We start from the raw sequence: 18,341 nt of genomic DNA, 5'->3' as shown, positions 1-18,341 counted from the left end.
CGCCGCGGCGGGGTCCGGGCCCGGTGGTGGAACGGTCCGGCAGCCGGTCAGTCCGTGAGGTTGACCGCGCGCGCCGACGTGGCGCCGATCTCGTCGGCGATCTCGGCGAGCACCGGCGCCGGAATCGTGTCGTCCACGGTCAGCGCGACCAGCGCCTCGCCGCCCGCGTCGGCCCGCGAGACCTGCATCCCCGCGATGTTGATGCCCGCCTCGCCGAGGATGCGGCCGAGCGTGCCGACGACGCCGGGGCGGTCGCCGTAGCGCAGGAAGGCCATGTGGTCGGCGAGCGCGAGGTCGATGGAGTGGTCACCGACCGCGACGATCTTCTGCTGGTTCTTGTTGCCGGCGAGCGTGCCGGAGATGGAGACCTCGTCGCCGTCGGCGAGGGTGCCGCGCACCGTGACCACGTTGCGGTGCTCGGCCGACTCGCTGCTGGTGGTCAGGCGGACCTCCACACCGCGCTCCTGCGCGAACAGGGGCGCGTTGACGTACGAGACCGTCTCGGCCACGACGTCCTCGAACACGCCCTTGAGCGCGGACAGTTCGAGCACCTTCACATCGTGCTGGGTGATCTCGCCGTACACCTCGACGTCGAGGCGCACCGCGACCTCGCCCGCCAGCGCGGTGAAGATCCGGCCCAGCCGCTCGGCCAGCGGCAGGCCCGGCTTGACGTCCTCGGCGATCACACCGCCCTGGACGTTGACCGCGTCCGGCACCAGCTCGCCGGCCAGCGCCAGGCGCACCGACCGGGCGACCGCGATGCCCGCCTTCTCCTGCGCCTCGCCCGTCGAGGCGCCGAGGTGCGGGGTGGCGACGACCTGGTCGAACTCGAACAGCGGGGAGTCCGTGCAGGGCTCGGTGGCGTACACGTCCAGGCCGGCGCCGGCCACCCGGCCCTCCTTCAGGGCGCTGGCGAGCGCGGCCTCGTCCACGATGCCGCCGCGCGCGGCGTTGACGACGCGCACCGTCGGCTTGACCTTGTGCAGCGCGTCGTCGCCGATCAGGCCGATGGTCTCGGGGGTCTTGGGGAGGTGGACGGTGATGAAGTCCGCGACCTCCAGCAGCTCCTCCAGGGAGACCAGCTTGACGCCCATCTGCGCGGCGCGGGCCGGCTGCACGTACGGGTCGTAGGCGACGATCTTCATGCCGAAGGCGGACATGCGCTGCGCGACCAGCACGCCGATCCGGCCGAGGCCGACCACGCCGAGGACCTTCTCGGACAGCTCGACACCGGTGTACTTGCTGCGCTTCCACTCGCCGTTCTTCAGGGCGGTGTTGGCCTGCGGGATGTTGCGGGCCGTGGCGAGCAGCAGACCGCAGGCCAGCTCGGCGGCGGTGACGATGTTGGAGGTCGGCGCGTTCACGACCATCACGCCGGCCTTGGTGGCGGCGGAGACGTCGACGTTGTCCAGGCCGACGCCGGCGCGGGCGACGACCTTGAGCTTGCGGGCTGCGGCGATGGCCTCGGCGTCGACCTTGGTCGCGCTGCGTACGAGGATCGCGTCGACGTCGGCGATGGCGGGCAGCAGCTCGGCGCGGTCGGCGCCGTTGCAGTGCCGGATCTCGAAGTCCGGACCGAGGGCGTCGACGGTGGCGGGCGACAGTTCCTCGGCGATCAGAACGACAGGTTTCGAGCTCACGTGGTCTTCAGTCCTCACTAGTCCTGGGGGCCCCTCCCGTGCCCCTTATGGCTACGGGCGAGGACGGCCGTCCCGACGGCCGAAGGCGGTGAAGGGGGCAGCCGCGTGGAAGACGCACGACGCTGTGAGCCTGACGCGCTTGTGGTGTGCAGTGTAGTGGCGGGCCCCGTCCGTTCATCCGCCGTTTCGGAAGGATCACCCGGTAGTGGTGTGCCGGGATGGACAACGTCGCGCACGGCGCTGACGGTCCGCTGACCGGCCGCTGACGTGGCCGGTCATGGCGAACGGGGCCGCGGCGGCTGCCACGGCCCCGTGCCCTGCGGCTTACTGCTCCTCGTCGACCCAGCTCATGAGCTTGCGGAGCTTCTTGCCCGTGGTCTCCAGCAGGTGGTCCTCGTCGGCCTTCTTGTACTCGTTGTACTTGGGCAGGCCGGCGTTGTACTCCGCCATCCAGTTGTTGGCGAAGGTGCCGTCCTGGATCTCGGCGAGCACCTTCTTCATCTCGGCCTTGGTGGCGTCGTTGACGATCCGCGGGCCGGTGATGTAGTCGCCCCACTCGGCGGTCTCGGAGACCGACCAGCGCATCTTCTCCAGGCCGCCCTCGTACATGAGGTCCACGATGAGCTTCAGCTCGTGCAGGCACTCGAAGTACGCGATCTCGGGCTGGTAGCCGGCCTCGACCAGCGTCTCGAAGCCCGCCTTGACCAGCGCCGAGGCGCCGCCGCAGAGCACCGCCTGCTCACCGAAGAGGTCGGTCTCGGTCTCCTCGGTGAAGGTGGTCTTGATGACGCCGGCGCGGGTGCCGCCGATGGCCTTGGCGTACGACAGGGCCAGCGCGAAGGCGCCACCGGAGGCGTCCTGCTCGACGGCCGCGATACACGGCACGCCGCGGCCCTCCTCGTACTGACGGCGCACCAGGTGGCCCGGGCCCTTGGGGGCGACCATGCAGACGTCGACGTTCTCCGGGGGCTTGATGAAGCCGTAGCGGATGTTCAGGCCGTGGCCGAAGAACAGCGCGTCGCCGTCCTTGAGGTGGTCCTTGACGGACTCCTCGTAGACCTTCGCCTGGATCGGGTCCGGCACCAGGATCATGATGACGTCGGCCTCTTCGGCCGCCTCGGCGGGGCTGACCACGCGCAGTCCCTGCTCCTCGGCCTTGGCCTTCGACTTCGAGCCCTCGTGCAGACCGACGCGGACGTCGACGCCGGAGTCGCGCAGGGAGAGGGCGTGGGCGTGGCCCTGGCTGCCGTAGCCGAGAACCGCGACCTTGCGGCCCTGGATGATGGACAGGTCGGCGTTGTCGTCGTAGAACAGCTCGGCCACTTCGGGTATCTCCTTGGATCTAGCTGGTTGCCCGACACATTACGTCGGGCGGGGAAGGAAGGGATCGGGGGTCTCGCGTTATGGTCCGGGCGGGCCCCGACGGGTCAGGCGGAGCGGTCCAGCGCCCGCAGCGAGCGGTCCGTGATGGACCGGGCGCCGCGCCCTATGGCGATCGTGCCGGACTGCACCAACTCCTTGATGCCGAACGGCTCCAGCATCTTGAGCATCGCTTCGAGCTTGTCGCTGCTGCCGGTCGCCTCGATGGTCACCGCGTCCGGGGAGACGTCGACGGTCTTGGCGCGGAAGAGCTGGACGATCTCGACGACCTGCGAGCGGGTCTCGTTGTCGGCGCGCACCTTGGCCAGCACCAGTTCCCGCTGGACCGCGGAGCCGGGTTCCAGCTCGACGATCTTCAGGACGTTGACGAGCTTGTTGAGCTGCTTGGTGACCTGCTCCAGCGGGAGCGACTCGACGCTCACCACGATGGTGATGCGGGAGATGTCGGGGTGCTCGGTGACGCCGACGGCGAGTGAGTCGATGTTGAATCCGCGGCGGGAGAACAGGGCGGCGATCCGGGCCAGGATGCCGGGGGTGTTCTCCACCAGGACGGAGAGCGTGTGCTTGGACATGGTCGGTCTTCTCTCTTGTTATCCGCGTGTCTCGCGCGTCCCGGCGTCTCAGTCGTCTTCGCTGTCGCCGAAGTCGGGGCGGACCCCGCGGGCCGCCATGACCTCGTCGTTGGAGGTGCCGGCCGCGACCATCGGCCAGACCTGGGCGTCCTCGTGGACGATGAAGTCCACCACCACCGGACGGTCGTTGATCGCGTTCGCCTTGGCGATCACCGCGTCCAGCTCGGCCGGGTCCTCGCAGCGCATCGCCACGCAGCCCATCGCCTCGGACAGCTTGACGAAGTCCGGGACGCGGGTGCCGCCGCCGGCCACCTCGGCCGTGGCGAGGCAGTCCTCGGGGCCGCTGTGCAGGACGGTGTTCGAGTAGCGCTGGTTGTAGAACAGCGCCTGCCACTGGCGGACCATGCCGAGCGCGCCGTTGTTGATGATCGCGACCTTGATCGGGATGTTGTTCAGCGCGCAGGTGACCAGTTCCTGGTTGGTCATCTGGAAGCAGCCGTCGCCGTCGATCGCCCAGACCGTACGGTCCGGCTGGCCGGCTTTGGCGCCCATGGCGGCCGGGACGGCGTAGCCCATGGTCCCGGCGCCGCCGGAGTTCAGCCAGGTGGACGGCTTCTCGTAGTCGATGAAGTGGGCGGCCCACATCTGGTGCTGGCCGACGCCCGCCGCGTAGATCGTGCCCTCGGGGGCCAGCTCGCCCAGGCGCTGGATGACCTGCTGCGGGGCCAGGCTGCCGTCGTCCGGGTGGGTGTAGCCGAGCGGGTAGGTCTCCCGCCAGCGGTTGAGGTCCTTCCACCAGGCGGTGTAGTCGCCGGTGTGGCCGGCCGCGTGCTCGGCCTGGAGGGCGACGACCAGGTCGGCGATGACCTCGCGGGCGTCGCCGACGATCGGCACGTCCGCCGCGCGGTTCTTGCCGATCTCGGCCGGGTCGATGTCGGCGTGCACGATCTTGGCGAACGGGGCGAAGGAGTCCAGCTTGCCGGTGACGCGGTCGTCGAAGCGGGCGCCCAGCGCGACGATCAGGTCGGACTTCTGCAGGGCCGTGACGGCGGCGACCGCGCCGTGCATACCGGGCATTCCCACGTGCTGCGGGTGGGTGTCGGGGAAGGCGCCCAGGGCCATCAGGGTGGTGGTGACGGGCGCGCCGGTCAGCTCGGCCAGCACCTTCAGTTCGGCGGTGGCGCCGGACTTCAGGACGCCGCCGCCGACGTAGAGCACCGGGCGCCGGGCCTCGGTGATCAGCCGGGCGGCCTCCCGGATCTGCTTGGCGTGCGGCTTGGTCACCGGGCGGTAGCCGGGCAGGTCGGTGTGCGGCGGCCAGGTGAAGGTGGTCTGCGCCTGGAGGGCGTCCTTGGCGATGTCCACCAGCACCGGCCCGGGGCGGCCGGTGGAGGCGATGTGGAACGCCTCGGCGATGGTGCGGGGGATCTCGGCCGCTTCGGTGACCAGGAAGTTGTGCTTGGTGATCGGCATCGTGATGCCGCAGATGTCCGCTTCCTGGAAGGCGTCCGTGCCGATCGCCTTGGAAGCGACCTGGCCGGTGATCGCGACCACCGGGACGGAGTCCATGTGGGCGTCGGCGATCGGGGTGACGAGGTTGGTGGCACCGGGTCCGGAGGTGGCCATGCAGACGCCGACCCGGCCGGTGGCCTGTGCGTAGCCGGTGGCGGCGTGGCCCGCGCCCTGCTCGTGGCGGACCAGGACGTGGCGGACCTTCGAGGAGTCCATCATCGGGTCGTACGCGGGGAGGATGGCGCCCCCCGGAATGCCGAACACGGTGTCGGCCCCGACCTCTTCGAGCGAACGGATGAGGGACTGCGCGCCCGTGACGTGCTCCACGGCGGCGGTCGCGGGGGCTCCGCCGGAGGTACGGGCCCGCGGCTGCGGATGGTGGGCCCCGGTGGCCTGCTCGGTCATCTGCGTCTCTTCTCGAAGCTGAGGGTTTTGATGGGGTATGGGGGTGGTTATGCAACAAAAAACCCCTCGTGCCGTAGGGCAAGCGAGGGGAGCGCGCCGGTGCGGAGCGCTGGGTTTGTGTGGGTGACCCAGCTTCAGCCGACGCGCTTTCCAAGTACGAGAATTCGGGTGCGCATGGAACTGACCCTCCCCCCGGGGCCAGGGGAGTGTCAAGTGGGTGGGACGGAGGTCTCACTATTTGGGCGCAGCGGAGGCCGCGCCAGCGCCGCCTCCGCGCCGTCGCGGCCCTCACCCGGCGCGAACCGCCTGGGCAGTTCGCCCAGCACCCGTCCGGGTGACAGCGGTTCGCGCCCCTTCTTGACGTGGCGTACGGGCAGGCCCGTACCGCTGAGCACCACCGCGCGGCCCTCGCTGCCCGGACCCGGCACCGGATAGCCGCCCTCGGTCAGGGCACGGCGCAGCCGGTGCTCGTCCAGCGGTCCGGAGAAGGCCATGCCCTGGCCGTGCGTGCAGCCCATGGAGCGCAGGGCGACGATCTGCTCGGGCAGGTCGACGCCGTCCGCGACGGACTGCATGCCGAGGTCGGAGGCGATCCGCAGCAGCCCCGACGTGATCTTGTGCAGCCGGGCGGAGTCCACCACTCCGTCGACCAGATCACGGTCCAGGCGCAGTACGTCGACGGGCAGCCGCCGCAGTGCTCCGATGGCGGCGGCGCCGCTGCCGAAGCCGTCCAGGGCGATCCGCACCCCCAGGCGGCGCAGGGCCACCAGGCGTCGCTCCAGCTCCTCCAGTGGTATCCGCGGGTCGGTGTCCGCCAGTTCCAGGACCAGCGACCCGGACGGCAGGCCGTGCCGGGACAGCAGGGCCTCGATGCTCTTGGGCGGCAGCGCCCGGTCGAGCAGCCGGTGGGCGGAGATCCGGACGGCGACCGGGACCGGATGGCCCGCCCGGTGCCGGCCGGCGGCCTGCTGCACCGCCTCCTCCAGCTGCCAGCGGCCCAGCTCGGCGGTGCGGTCGCCGTCCTCCTTGAGCCGGCCGCGGTCGCCGACCCGCAGGAACTCGGCGGGGGTGAAGAGTATGCCCTGGGCGGAGCGCCAGCGGGCCAGTGCGGCGACCGCCGTGATCCGGCCGCCGGCCAGCTCCACCACCGGCTGGTGCAGCAGCGCGAACTCGCCGTCGTGCAGAGCCGTGCGCAGCTTGGTGGCCAGCTCGGCGCGGCGCACCACGTCGGCCTGCATCTGGGGCGCGTACAGCTTGACGCAGCCCTTGCCGGCCTGTTTGGCGCGGTACATCGCCAGGTCGGCGTTGCGCATCAGGGGGCCGGGGGTGATGCCCGGCTCGGCGAAGGCGACGCCGATGCTGGCGGCGACCCGCACGTCCCGGCCGTCGATCTTGTACGGGTCGGAGAGCCGGATGCGCAGCCGGTCGGCGATCTCCTGGATGCGGTGTTCGCGGGCCGTGTGGTCGCGGCTGCCGTCACCCATGATCAGTGCGGCGAACTCGTCGCCGCCCAGCCGCGCGGCGGTGTCCCCGGCCCGTACGGATTCGGCCAGTCTGCGGGCGGCCTGGATCAGCAGTTCGTCGCCCGCCTGGTGGCCGATGGTGTCGTTGACCTGTTTGAAGCCGTCCAGGTCGATGTAGAGCACGGCGGTGCCCGGATCGGTGGCGCGGCGGCCGGTCAGCGCCTGGCTGACCCGTTCGGTGAACAGGGCCCGGTTGGGCAGGTCGGTGAGCGCGTCGTGCGAGGCGTTGTGCTGGAGCTGGGCCTGTAGACGGACGCGTTCGGTGACGTCACGGGAGTTGAAGATCAGGCCGCCGTGGTGGCGGTTGACCGTGGACTCGACATTGAGCCATTTTTCGCCGCCCGGACGGTGCTCGCCCGCCCGGAAGCGGCACTCGATGCGCGTGGTCGGTTCGTCCTCGGGCCGGGCGGCGAGGAATCTGCGCACCTCGTGCACCACCCGTCCCAGGTCCTCGGGATGGATGAGGGAGGCCAGCTCGGAGCCGACCAGTTCCTCCGCGTCCCGGCCGTAGACCCCCGCGGCGGCGGGGCTGACGTAGCGCAGTATTCCGGTCGGCGCGGCGATCATGATGACGTCGCTGGAGCCCTGCACCAGGGACCGGAAGTGGTTCTCCTTCTGGGCCAGTTCCTGGGTGAGGGTGATGTTGTCGAGCAGCATGATGCCCTGGCGCACGACCAGCGCGAGGACGACCGTACAGCCGGTGAAGAGCACCACGCGGTCGATGCGCCGGCCGTCCAGCACGTTGTACAGGATGCCCAGCGTGCAGACGGCGGCGGCCAGGTACGGCGTGAGCGCGGCGAGCGAACCGGCTATGGGCCGCGTGGCCGCGGTGGCCGCGGCCGACGGCGTACGGGGCGCGGTGCGCTCGGGCTCGGCGGCCGGGGCGTCGCCGCCGGACAGCCGCCGGGCCACCCAGGGCGCGTACGTGAGCAGCATGGAGCCGGCGAACCAGCCGGCGTCCAGGATCTGGCCGGAGCGGTAGTGCTCGCGCAGCAGCGGCGAGCTGAACAGCGCGTCGCACAGCACCGTCAGGGCCAGCGCCGCGATGGCGGTGTTGATGGCCGAGCGGTGCGCCGAGGAGCGCTTGAAGTGCAGCGCGAGCACCATGCTGACCAGCACGATGTCCAGCAGCGGATACGCCAGCGCGAGCGCGCCCTGCGGCACGCTCTGGCCCTGGAAGTGCGCGGTGTGCGCGAGCGCCAGGCTCCAGGACAGCGTCAGCAGCGAGCCGCCGATCAGCCAGGCGTCCAGCCCCAGGCACACCCAGCCGGCCTTCGTCACGGGCCTCTTGGCGAGCACGAGCAGGCCGACGATGGCCGGTGGCGCGAACAGCAGGAAGCAGAAGTCCGCGAGCGACGGGCTCGGCACCGGCTCGCGCAGCACGACCTCGTACCAGCCCCAGACGCCGTTGCCGATCCCCGCCATCGCGGAGGAGGCGGCGAACAGCAGCCAGGCGGGTCGAAACCGGCCGTGGTGCCTGCGGGCGTACAGGAAGCAGGAGACGGCGGCGGCGAAGGCGGCGACGCTCAGACCGAAGTCGCCCATGAAGAGCGCCAGTTCGGGTGAGCCCCAGCCCAGCGCGGCGCCCAGCGCGTAACCACCGCAGACGACCGCGAGCACGACCTGCGGCACCACACCCGGGGCCCCGCCGGCCTGCACCGGGGGCCTGGTGAGGACCGCGCCCGTGGCGCTCACCGCCCTCTCCTCCCGTCCGCCGCTCGGCATCGTGGTGGTCGCTGCGCGCCCGGCGTCCGGCGCGCCCAGGGTTCCGGAGGTGTCCCCCCGGAAGATCGCGGAATACCTGTCTCGCGATTCGTCCATCGGCCGTACATCGCCCGTCGCCCCCCTCGGTTCCGGTCTTTCGCGCTGCGCCGCATCACTCCCGGCGCGGTCCCCGCTCGGACGATACACCAGGTTCGTCACTCAGGGACATAGCCTCTCTACGCAGCGTGACTGTCGGTGGGATGCGGATACCCAGTGCAGTCGTACGGCCCCGTAGAGCTACCCGCAAGGGGGCCGGGCAGGTTTCACCCGGCCGTAGCCACGACGTTGCTCAAGGGTTCACCGGTGGCGAAGCGCGTCAACTGCTCCCTCAGGAGACGCTTCGCGCGGGGCAGGAAGGCAGAGCTGGGGCCGCCGACGTGTGGAGTGATGAGCACGCCGGGAGCGTGCCACAACGGGTGCCCGGCGGGCAGCGGTTCCGGATCGGTGACGTCCAGGGCCGCCCGCAGCCGCCCGGATTCCAGCTCCGCCAAAAGCGCCTTGGTGTTGACGACGGCGCCGCGCGCCACGTTCACCAGCAGCGCTCCGTCCTTCATGCGGGCCAGGAAATCGCTCCCGACCAGGCCACGGGTGGTGTCGGTGAGGGGCGTGGTGATGATCACGACGTCCGCCTCCGGCAGTTCGGCGGGGAGTTCGGCGAGCGGAAGCACGGGCCCGCGCACGGTCTCACGTGCGGTGCGCGCAATGCGCGCCACCCGCGCACACTCGAAAGGTGTGAGCCGGTCCTCGATCGCACTGCCGATCGATCCATACCCCACGATGAGGACGTTCCGGTCGGCGAGCGCCGGCCGGAACCCGGCCAGCCAGCGCTCCGCTTCCTGGCCGCGGACGAAGTCCGGGATGCCGCGCAGCGAGGCGAGCGTCAGTGTGAGCGCCAGCTCGGCCGTGCTGGCGTCGTGCAGCCCGCGGGCGTTGCACAGCGGGGTCCCGAGGGGCAGCCGGGGCAGGGCGGGCAGCATGTGCTCGACGCCGGCGGTCAGGGTCTGTACGGCGCGCAGCGCGGTCATCTCCGGCAGCGGCCGTAGGCACGCCTCCGGGTTCTTCATGTACGGGACCACATAGAAGGCGCAGCGGGCGGGGTCGGCGGGGAACTCCGGTCCGGCGTCCCAATGGACGTAGTGAAAGCCGTCCGGCAGTCCACCGACCTCATCAGGAGGGATCGGAAGCCATACGTCGTTCGCGGCGGTGCGCGGGTCTGCGGAAGCCATGGCCCGAGGCTATGCGATACCCCCTTCGCTCAGACGTTAGTTTGGTCAGGCCCTTGATCGGGGGCGAGGGGATGGAGGCACGGCCACGTGGAGCGCAGGACAATCGGGGCTACAGCGCTCGAAGTGGGTGCTATCGGACTCGGCTGTATGCCGATGAACTGGGGGTACACCGAGTCGCAGCGCAACGGCGAGAGCTCGCTGCGCACCGTGCACACCGCGCTCGACCGGGGCTGCACCCTCCTGGACACCGCCGACATGTACGGGCCGTTCACCAATGAACTGCTGGTCGGGCGGGCCCTGAAGGAGCGGCGCGCGGAGGCCTTCGTGTCGACCAAGGTCGGGTTGCTGGTGGGCGAGCAGCACATCGTCGCCAACGGGCGCCCCGGGTACGTGCGGCGGGCCTGCGACGCCTCGCTGCGCCGCCTGCAGACCGACTGCATCGACCTGTACCAGCTGCACCGGACCGACCCCGAGGTGCCCATCGAGGAGACCTGGGGCGCGATGGCGGAGCTGGTGGCTGCCGGGAAGGTGCGGTCGCTGGGGCTGTGCGCGGTGGGCGCGCGCGCCGGACGCCGCAGGGGCACGCGGCTGTACGACGGGACACTGCGGCAGTTGGACCGCGTACAGCAGGTGTTCCCGGTGAGCAGCGTGCAGGCAGAGCTGTCGGTGTGGTCGACGGAGGCGCTGGAGTCGCTGCTGCCGTGGTGCGTCACGCGCGGGGTGGGTTTCCTCGCCGCCATGCCGCTGGGCAACGGTTTCCTCACCGGCACGCTGACGCCCGGGCAGGGGTTCGAGCCGGAGGACATACGGGCCCGGCACCCGCGCTTCACGGCCGAGATGATGGCCGCCAACCAGCCGGTGGTGGCCGGGCTGCGCCGGATCGGTGCGCGGCACGGGGCGACGCCGGGGCAGGTGGCGCTGGCGTGGGTGCTGGCGCAGGGGCCGCACGTGGTGCCCGTACCGGGGACGAAGAAGGAACATTGGGCTGCCGAGAACGCCGGGGCGGCCGGGCTGGTGCTGGACCGCCGGGACCTGGCGGAGATCGCCGCGCTGCCGCCGGCGCTGGGGTCGTGGGACTGAAGGCGGCATGGCGCGGTGCGGCACGGCGCCGGGCAGCGGCGGGCCGGGGCCGGGTGGCGGGCCCGCGGCGGCCGGGCCGGAGTGGGGGCCTGACGTGAGGGGTGGGGTGTGGTGTTGTAAGGCGGGTTTTGTCGATGAGAGGACTTCGCCGTGCAACGACGCTCCGTGACCTCCGTGTTGGCCGCTGCCTCGGTGCTGCTGGCGGCGGGTTGCTCCTCCGGGGGCTCGCCGGACCCGGCCGGCTCCCCCGGTGCCTCGTCCGCCGCTTCGTCCCCGGACGGCGCACGGACCTCCGCTTCCCCCTCCGTCCCGCCCGCCAAGGGGTCGGTGAAGGTCGTCAGCACCGTGACCACCGATCTCACCTCACCCTGGGGAGTGGCCGCGCTGCCGGGAGGTGACCTGCTGGTGTCCTCGCGCGATACCGGCAAGGTCTTCCGGGTGGCGGCGGACGGCGGCGCGAAGACCGAGCTGGGCACGGTGCCGGGGGTCGTGCCCGGCGGCGAGGGCGGCCTGCTGGGGATCGCGGTGGCGCCGTCGTTCGGCCGGGACCACCAGGTGTACGCGTACTTCACCACCGAGTCCGACAACCGCATCGCCCGTATGAACTACGACGCGAAGCGGCAGCCCGGCCGTCAACTGGGCGCTCCCGACACGGTGCTGAAGGGCATCCCCAAGGGGCAGGTCCACAACGGCGGCCGGATCGCGTTCGGGCCGGACAAGATGCTCTACGCGGGCACCGGCGAGACCGGCGACACCGGCCTCGCGCAGGACCGGAAGTCGCTGGGCGGCAAGATCCTGCGCATGACGCCGGACGGCGAGCCGGTGCACGGCAATCCGGACGCCGACTCGGTGGTGTACACGTACGGGCACCGCAACGTGCAGGGGCTGGCCTGGGACGCCGAGGGCCGGCTGTGGGCCGCGGAGTTCGGCCAGAACACGTGGGACGAGCTGAACCTGATCGAGCCGGGCAAGAACTACGGCTGGCCCGAGGTGGAGGGCAGGGGCCGGGGCGACGCCCGGTTCGTGGACCCGGTGGCGCAGTGGAAGACCGCGGACGCCTCGCCGAGCGGCATCGCGTACGCCGAGGGCTCGGTCTGGATGGCGGGGCTGCGCGGCGAACGGCTGTGGCGGATTCCGCTCGACGGGCGGCGGGCGTCGGCGCGGCCGCAGGCGTTCCTCCAGGGCGCGTACGGGCGGCTGCGTACGGTCGTGGCGGCCGGGGACGGCGGGCTGTGGCTCGTCACCAGCAACACCGACGGGCGTGGTGAGCCGAAGAAGGGCGACGACCGGATTCTGCGCCTGTCCGTGAGCTGACGGCGCCGGGACGGAACGGGCGGAACGGGGCAGAACGGGGCAGGGCGGGACGGAATGGCGCGGGACGGACGGCCTCGGGGCATGCCGCGGCACGGGACCCATCCGTTTCATCCCGGTGGTGCCTACACTCGTCGTACGGGACCGGGCACGTCGTCAGGGGGCGGGATGTTCAACCTCATGGAGGAGTTGTTCGCGCCGGGGCGCAAGCACACCGACGAGGAACAGCGGCGGCTGGCCCTGGTGGTCACCGACACCGGCGACAGCGATCCGGGCAAGGGGCCGATAGACCTGTCCTCGGGCAGGGTCACGATCCGCCTGCCGGAGCAGGAGCCGCCGCCGCGGTCCTGACGGCGGCCGACCGGGACCGCCGCCGGCTGTCCGACGACGGCCGCCGGGAGACCGCCCCCACGGGCCGAATGGCGCAAAGGTGACCCCCACAGGCGCGGCCCCGGACCGGCGGTGCCCAGACGGCCGCGTACGGCCGGGGCACGGCCGGCTCCGGGACGGTCGCGGTGTCCGGGGCCTCAGGAACCCGGGGTTCCGGCGCCGCCGGTCTTGGGCAGCGTGGGCAGGCTCGCGAACAGGTCGAAGTACATGCCGGCGGAGACGATGATCCCCACCACGCCGAGGGCGAGTCCGCCCCAGGCCACGGCCCGTACCCAGGCCGGGCGGGTCCGGGTGAGGACCAGGCCCGCGACCACGACGGCGAGCAGCGCGAAGAGGCCGTTGACGAGGGCGTGGGTGTGCCAGGGGGCGCCGTAGACGGTGCCGATCTGGTCGGTGGCCTTGCCCGTCTGCAGCTTGATCTGGCCGAGCAGCGTCTGGCGCTCGGCCAGCACCGTGCCGAGCCAGGTGCCGGTGAGCGAGGCGAGGCCCAGACCGGCGGCGACGACGGCACCGGCGCCGGACGCCACCGACGCGGTCGCGGCGGCGGGCGGCGCGTCGGCGACGGCGTCCCCGGTCTCGTCACCGTCCGCCGCGTCGGCGTCCGCGTCGTTCGGGGCGTCCGCGTCGGCCGGCGCCTTCCCGTCCGCCCCGGCGGTCCCGGACGCCCCGTCGGCCTCCGTCGTCCCGGTGGCCGCCTTGGCCTCGTCGGCCTTCGTGTCGTCGGTGCGCTCTTCGGTCTTGGTGGTGTCCATGGGCGCGACCGTAGGCGTCGCGTCTGAGAGACGTATGAGAACGGCCGGGACCGGTGGGAAACCGGCCGCGGTGGCGGACGGGTGAGCCCTCCGGGGCGGCCGGTGCGCGCGCCGGGCGCGCCCGCCCCGCGGTCACCGCCGTACGAGTCCCTCGTCGTCCCGCCGCGGCCCGGGCACGGCAAGCGGAACCGCAACCGGAAGCGCCGCGCCGCCGTCCGTGCCCGGGCCGGCGCCCGGCTCCCGCTCCGGCGGCGGCTCGATGCTGATCCGCGGCAGCCACCGCTCCAGCCACCCCGGCAGCCACCAGTTGGCGCCGCCGAGCAGGTGCATCAGGGCGGGGACGAGCAGGGTGCGCAGGACGAAGGCGTCCAGCGCGACGGCGGCGGCCAGACCGATGCCGAACATCGCGATGATGCGGTCCCCGCTGAGCACGAACGCCGCGAAGACCGCGATCATGATGACGGCCGCCGAGTTGATCACCCGGCCGGTCTCCGCGAGCCCGACCCGTACGGAGCGGCAGTTGTCGCCGGTGCGCCGCCATTCCTCGTACATCCGGCTGACCAGGAAGACCTGGTAGTCCATGGACAGCCCGAAGAGGACCGAGACCATGATCACGGGCAGGAACGGCTCGATCGGGCCCGCGCTGCCGAGCCCGAGCAGTTCGCTCCCCCATCCCCACTGGAAGATCGCCACCACGATCCCGAAGGAGGAGGCGACGGCCGCGACGTTCATCGCGGCGGCCTTGAGCGGTATGCCGATGCTGCGGAAGGCGAGGAGCAGCAGGACACAGCCGAGGCCGATGACGACGCCGACGAAGAGCGGCAGCTTGCCGACGATGACGGAGGCGAAGTCGTCGTAGCTGGCGGTCACCCCGCCGACGTGGACCCGCATGCTGGTGCCCTCCCCGGCTTTCGGCAGCACCTCGGCACGCAGCTGTTCCACCAGGTCGGAGGTCTGCCGCGACTGCGGGGAGCCGTCCGGTACGACCGTGATCACGCCCGTGCTGCCGCTGCCGTCGAACTCCGGGCCCTGTACCCGCGCCACGCCCGGGGTGCCCCGCAGCTCGTCCGGCAGCCGGTCGAAGGCGAGCCGGTCCTTGGCCCCGTCGAGGTCGCCGACCAGGGTCAGCGGCCCGTTGGAGCCCGGCCCGAAGCCCTTGCCGAGCAGGTCGTAGGCCTGCCGGGTGGTGCTCGTCGCGGGGTTGTTGCCCTGGTCGGAGGTGCCCAGGTGCAGGGAGAGCGTGGGCAGCGCGAGGACCAGCATGACGACGGCGGCGGCCGCCCCCAGCAGCTTGGGGTGGCGCTCCACGAAGCCGGACCACCACGCCGCGAAGCCGGCGGGCGGCGCGGGGCAGGGCCCGTCGGCGGCCAGCTGCCGCCGCTCGCGCCGGCTCAGTGCCCGCGGTCCGATGACGCCGAGCAGGGCGGGGAGCAGAGTGACGGAGGCGGCGACGGTCAGGACGACGGTGAGCGAGGCGGCGATGGCGACGCCGTTGAGGAAGCCCAGCCGCAGGATCAGCATCCCGAGCAGGGCGATGCAGACGGTGGCCCCGGCGAAGACCACCGCGCGCCCCGACACGCTCACCGCGCGCTCGGCGGCCTCCTGGACGGTGAGACCGGATTTCAGCCCTCTGCGGTGCCGGGTCACGATGAAAAGCGCGTAGTCGATGCCGACACCGAGGCCGATGAGCATCCCCAGCATCGGGGCGAAGTCGGCCACCGTCATGGCGTGCCCGAGCAGGGTGATGCCCGCCGAGGCGGTGCCCACGCTCACCACCGCCGTGACCAGCGGCAGGAGGGTGGCGGCAAGCGATCCGAAGGCGAGGAAGAGGACGACGGCGGCGGCGCCGAGTCCGATGAGTTCGGCGAGCTGGGACCCGGCGGTCTCGGTGACGGCGACGCCGGCGCCGCCCAGCTCCACCTGCAGTCCGTCCGCGGCGGCCGACCTGGCGGTGTCCACGACGCGCTGGACCTGGGCCTTGTCCAGGTCCTCGGCGGGGGCGTCGAAGGTGAGGCCGGCGTAGGCGGTGTGCCCGTCGTGGCTGATCTGTGCGGCGCCCTCGCGTCCGTACGGGCTCTGTACGGACGCGACCCCGGGCAGTCCGGCGACCTTGTCGAGGGTCTGCTGGAGGTCCTTCTGCACGGCGCCCGCCCGTACGGTGCCGTGCTCCGTGTGCCACACGATCGTGTCGCCGTCCCCGGACCCGCCGGGGAACGCCTGCTCCATCAGGGCCTGGGCCTGCCCCGATTCCGTGCCCGGGACGTCGTAGTGGTCCGAGTACGCGGAGCCGGCGGCTCCGGCCGCGGCGGCGGCTCCCGCGAAGGCGGCGAGCCAGAGCACGATCACGACGATGCGGCGCCGCAGGCACCACCGGGTCAGTGCGGTCATCAAGCTCTTCGTCTGCTTCCCGGGTCAGGCGCCGATGTCTCCCGGGATGTACCCGTGGTGCCGAACGCGTAATGGAGGGGGAAGCACGGGACCGCCGCCTGCCGACGAAGGGGCGGCGGGCCCGTACCTCCTGCAGACTGACAGCACCAAGAGATCCTTTGACCTCTTTGTGGACTTCCCCACAAAGGGACCGGGAAGCGGAACCCGGCCGGGCGCCGGAGCCGACCGGTTCCGCCCGCCCGGGGTCAGCCGGTGATCGATTCCTTTCCGTTTTCTATGTGCCCCATGAAGCGGCGGTGGAAGGCCGTGTCCTGCGCCACGGACAGGTCCAGGTCGTACCAGCCGTGCGCCGCCGCCGCGGAGTGCGCGACGGTACGGGTGCTGCCCGCCCGCACCGTGACCTTGCGCGGCGCCGCGTCGTCGTACGCCAGCGGTTTGAGGGTGAAGGTGAGGTCGGTGCGCCCCTTGTTGACGAGCGTGAGGTGCAGCTCGCGCCGGTGCGCGTCCAGGCGGGTGCCGATCCGGAGCGCGGCGGCGGCGCCGTCGGCCGTGCCCGCGTGCTCCCGCCGGAACCCGTTCGGGCCCGTGAGGGTGAAGCGGTACGCGCCGTCCTTGACCGGCACCTCCCAGTCGGCCCGGCCCAGCACGTCGCGGTGCTGCGGCGTGCCGTACTCCCCCGCGTACGGGTACAGCGCGAAGTGCGCGCTGGCGCTGCCGCTGTTGCGCACGGCCAGCCGGAAGCGCTTCGCCTGCGCGTCGTAGGCGCCGTCCGCGTCGGGCTGGTACGGCAGCGGGCGCGCGGGCCGGGTGCCCGGCTCCTGGCGCGGCAGCTGCTGCTCGCGCGGCGGGCGCGGGGCCCAGCGGCCGCTGAACGGCGGGATCGCGCCGGGCCGGTCGACAGCGGGCTTCCCGCGTCCGCGCGAGAAGTCGAAAGCGCTGGTCAGGTCGCCGCAGACGGTGCGCCGCCAGGCGCTGATGTGGGGCTCGCGCACGCCCGTCCAGCGCTCCAGGAAGCGGATGATCGAGGTGTGGTCGAAGACCTGCGAGCAGGCGTGGCCGCCCACCGTCCAGGGCGAGATCACGAGCATCGGTACGCGCATCCCGAGCCCGGTCGGCTTGCCGTCCCAGAACTCGCCGTCCGTGCCCTGCGGCGGGACCGGCGGCGGCACGTGGTCGAAGAAGCCGTCGTTCTCGTCGTAGGTGAGGAAGAGCGCGGTGTGCCGCCACACGTCCGGGTTCTTGCCGAGCGCGTCGAGCACCTTGTAGACGATGGTGGCGCTGGCGACCGGCGAGGACGAGCCTGGGTGCTCGGAGTCCGCGGCGGACGGGACGATGTAGGACACCTCGGGCAGCTTGCCCGAGGCGACGTCGGCGGCGAAGGCGGTGGCCGTGGAGTTCGGCTCGCCGCGGCGCAGCGCGCGCTCGAAGAGGCTGCGGTCGGCAGCGCTCAGCGCCCGTACACCTTCGTCCAGCAGCCCTTGCAAGCGCTTGCGCTCCGCCTCGCCCGCCGCCGCCACCTTCCCGTAGAAGGCGGTCATGTTCTGCACGCCGCCCACCTTGGCGAGGGCCTTCTTCATGACCGCCTTGAAGGTGGCGTAGAACTCCAGGTTGTTGTCGGTGAAGTTGTCCCACTCCTGGTAGACGCGCCAGCTGTGGCCGGCCTTCTCCAGGCGCTCGGCGTACGTGGGCCAGGTGTAGCCGGGGTGGGAGTCCTCCGCGTAGGCGTCGTTGCCCACGGCGCGCTTGCCGGAGCCCGGTTCGAAGCCGGTCCAGCCGCTGACCAGGTGGTTGCGGTTGGGGCTGGTGGAGGAGTGGATCGAGGAGTGGTAGGCGTCGCAGACGGTGAAGGTGTCGGCCAGCTCGTAGTGCAGCGGCACGTCCTGGCGGTCGTAGTGGGCCATGGTGGCGGCCGTCTTGGCGGTGACCCAGTTGTCCATCCAGCCGTCGCGCCACGCCTTGGCGCCGCCGGCCCACTCGTGGTTGAGCGCCCCGATGTACTGGAGGTCCTTCTTCTGGGCCGCCGCGGCCTCCCGGACCGAGAAGGGCAGGACGGTGCCGGCGCCGGACGGGCCGGGCTGTTCGTAGACGCTGCGGCCGTCCGGGAGCCGGACGGCGTTGCGGTCGGCGTAGCCGCGTACGCCGCGCAGCATGCCGAAGTAGTGGTCGAAGGAACGATTCTCCTGCATCAGCACGACGACGTGCCGGATGTCGCCGAGCCCGCCCCGGCCGCGCCCGTGCCCGCGCCCGGCGGCCGCCGGTTCGGCGGCCAGCGCCTGCTGCAGCGACGGCGGCAGGAGCGACCCGGCGGCCGCCGCGCCCGCCACCGCCGCGCCAAGTCCCATGACCCGTCTACGAGATACCTCGGATGCCACGCTCGACCTCCCAGTCGACTGCCCAC

At 72.0% G+C, this 18,341-nt stretch carries 12 protein-coding genes; 3 read left to right on the top strand and 9 right to left on the bottom strand.

What is annotated here, in order from left to right; genetic code table 11:
* Positions 1–47: 47 nt before the first annotated feature.
* The 6 genes from serA to ACFV57_RS24700 form a co-directional block, all read right to left on the bottom strand.
* Positions 48–1,640 carry a phosphoglycerate dehydrogenase gene (serA, locus tag ACFV57_RS24725; protein WP_385236221.1) on the bottom strand — a complete coding sequence of 531 codons (1,593 nt, stop codon included), beginning with the start codon at positions 1,638–1,640 and terminating at the stop codon, positions 48–50.
* A 324-nt stretch (positions 1,641–1,964) separates the two neighbouring features.
* A complete protein-coding gene (gene ilvC / locus ACFV57_RS24720; protein WP_385236218.1) occupies positions 1,965–2,963 on the bottom strand; it encodes a ketol-acid reductoisomerase in 999 nt (332 codons plus the stop codon).
* 104 nt (positions 2,964–3,067) lie between these two features.
* A complete protein-coding gene (gene ilvN / locus ACFV57_RS24715) occupies positions 3,068–3,592 on the bottom strand; it encodes an acetolactate synthase small subunit (protein WP_385236215.1) in 525 nt (174 codons plus the stop codon).
* Positions 3,593–3,640: 48 nt separating this feature from the next.
* The gene (locus ACFV57_RS24710; protein WP_385236212.1) at positions 3,641–5,509 is read right to left on the bottom strand and encodes an acetolactate synthase large subunit; all 1,869 of its coding nucleotides are present in this window, start codon (positions 5,507–5,509) and stop codon (positions 3,641–3,643) included.
* A 209-nt stretch (positions 5,510–5,718) separates the two neighbouring features.
* Positions 5,719–8,727 (bottom strand): putative bifunctional diguanylate cyclase/phosphodiesterase, encoded by a 3,009-nt coding sequence (locus ACFV57_RS24705; protein WP_385236209.1) that lies wholly within the window; start codon positions 8,725–8,727, stop codon positions 5,719–5,721.
* Positions 8,728–9,059: 332 nt separating this feature from the next.
* Positions 9,060–10,022, bottom strand: coding sequence for a 2-hydroxyacid dehydrogenase (locus ACFV57_RS24700; protein WP_385236206.1), 963 nt, complete (start codon positions 10,020–10,022; stop codon positions 9,060–9,062).
* A gap of 87 nt (positions 10,023–10,109) precedes the next feature.
* Here ACFV57_RS24700 and ACFV57_RS24695 point away from each other — a divergent pair, with 87 nt between their 5' ends.
* From ACFV57_RS24695 to ACFV57_RS24685, 3 genes are all read left to right on the top strand, one after another.
* The gene (locus ACFV57_RS24695) at positions 10,110–11,102 is read left to right on the top strand and encodes an aldo/keto reductase (protein WP_385236203.1); all 993 of its coding nucleotides are present in this window, start codon (positions 10,110–10,112) and stop codon (positions 11,100–11,102) included.
* Between the two features lie 165 nt (positions 11,103–11,267).
* On the top strand, positions 11,268–12,416 hold the full coding sequence (locus tag ACFV57_RS24690; RefSeq protein ID WP_385236200.1) for a PQQ-dependent sugar dehydrogenase: 1,149 nt from the start codon (positions 11,268–11,270) through the stop codon (positions 12,414–12,416).
* A gap of 165 nt (positions 12,417–12,581) precedes the next feature.
* A complete protein-coding gene (locus ACFV57_RS24685) occupies positions 12,582–12,764 on the top strand; it encodes a DUF6191 domain-containing protein (RefSeq protein WP_385236197.1) in 183 nt (60 codons plus the stop codon).
* 176 nt (positions 12,765–12,940) lie between these two features.
* Here ACFV57_RS24685 and ACFV57_RS24680 read toward each other — a convergent pair whose 3' ends face one another.
* The 3 genes from ACFV57_RS24680 to ACFV57_RS24670 form a co-directional block, all read right to left on the bottom strand.
* Complete coding sequence (locus tag ACFV57_RS24680; RefSeq protein WP_385236194.1) at positions 12,941–13,555, bottom strand: hypothetical protein; 615 nt, start codon at positions 13,553–13,555, stop codon at positions 12,941–12,943.
* A gap of 132 nt (positions 13,556–13,687) precedes the next feature.
* Entirely contained in the window at positions 13,688–15,943 is a 2,256-nt protein-coding gene (locus ACFV57_RS24675; RefSeq protein ID WP_385236191.1) for an MMPL family transporter, read from the bottom strand.
* 245 nt (positions 15,944–16,188) lie between these two features.
* A complete protein-coding gene (locus ACFV57_RS24670; RefSeq protein WP_385236188.1) occupies positions 16,189–18,315 on the bottom strand; it encodes a phosphocholine-specific phospholipase C in 2,127 nt (708 codons plus the stop codon).
* Between the last annotated feature and the right edge of the window lie 26 nt (positions 18,316–18,341).

Origin of the sequence: Streptomyces sp. NPDC059788 (genome assembly GCF_042732265.1) — a bacterium.
Classification (GTDB): Bacteria; Actinomycetota; Actinomycetes; order Streptomycetales; family Streptomycetaceae; genus Streptomyces.
The sequence above is the reverse complement of the archived record's forward strand: the minus strand, read 5'-3'. Positions and strand labels throughout refer to the sequence as shown.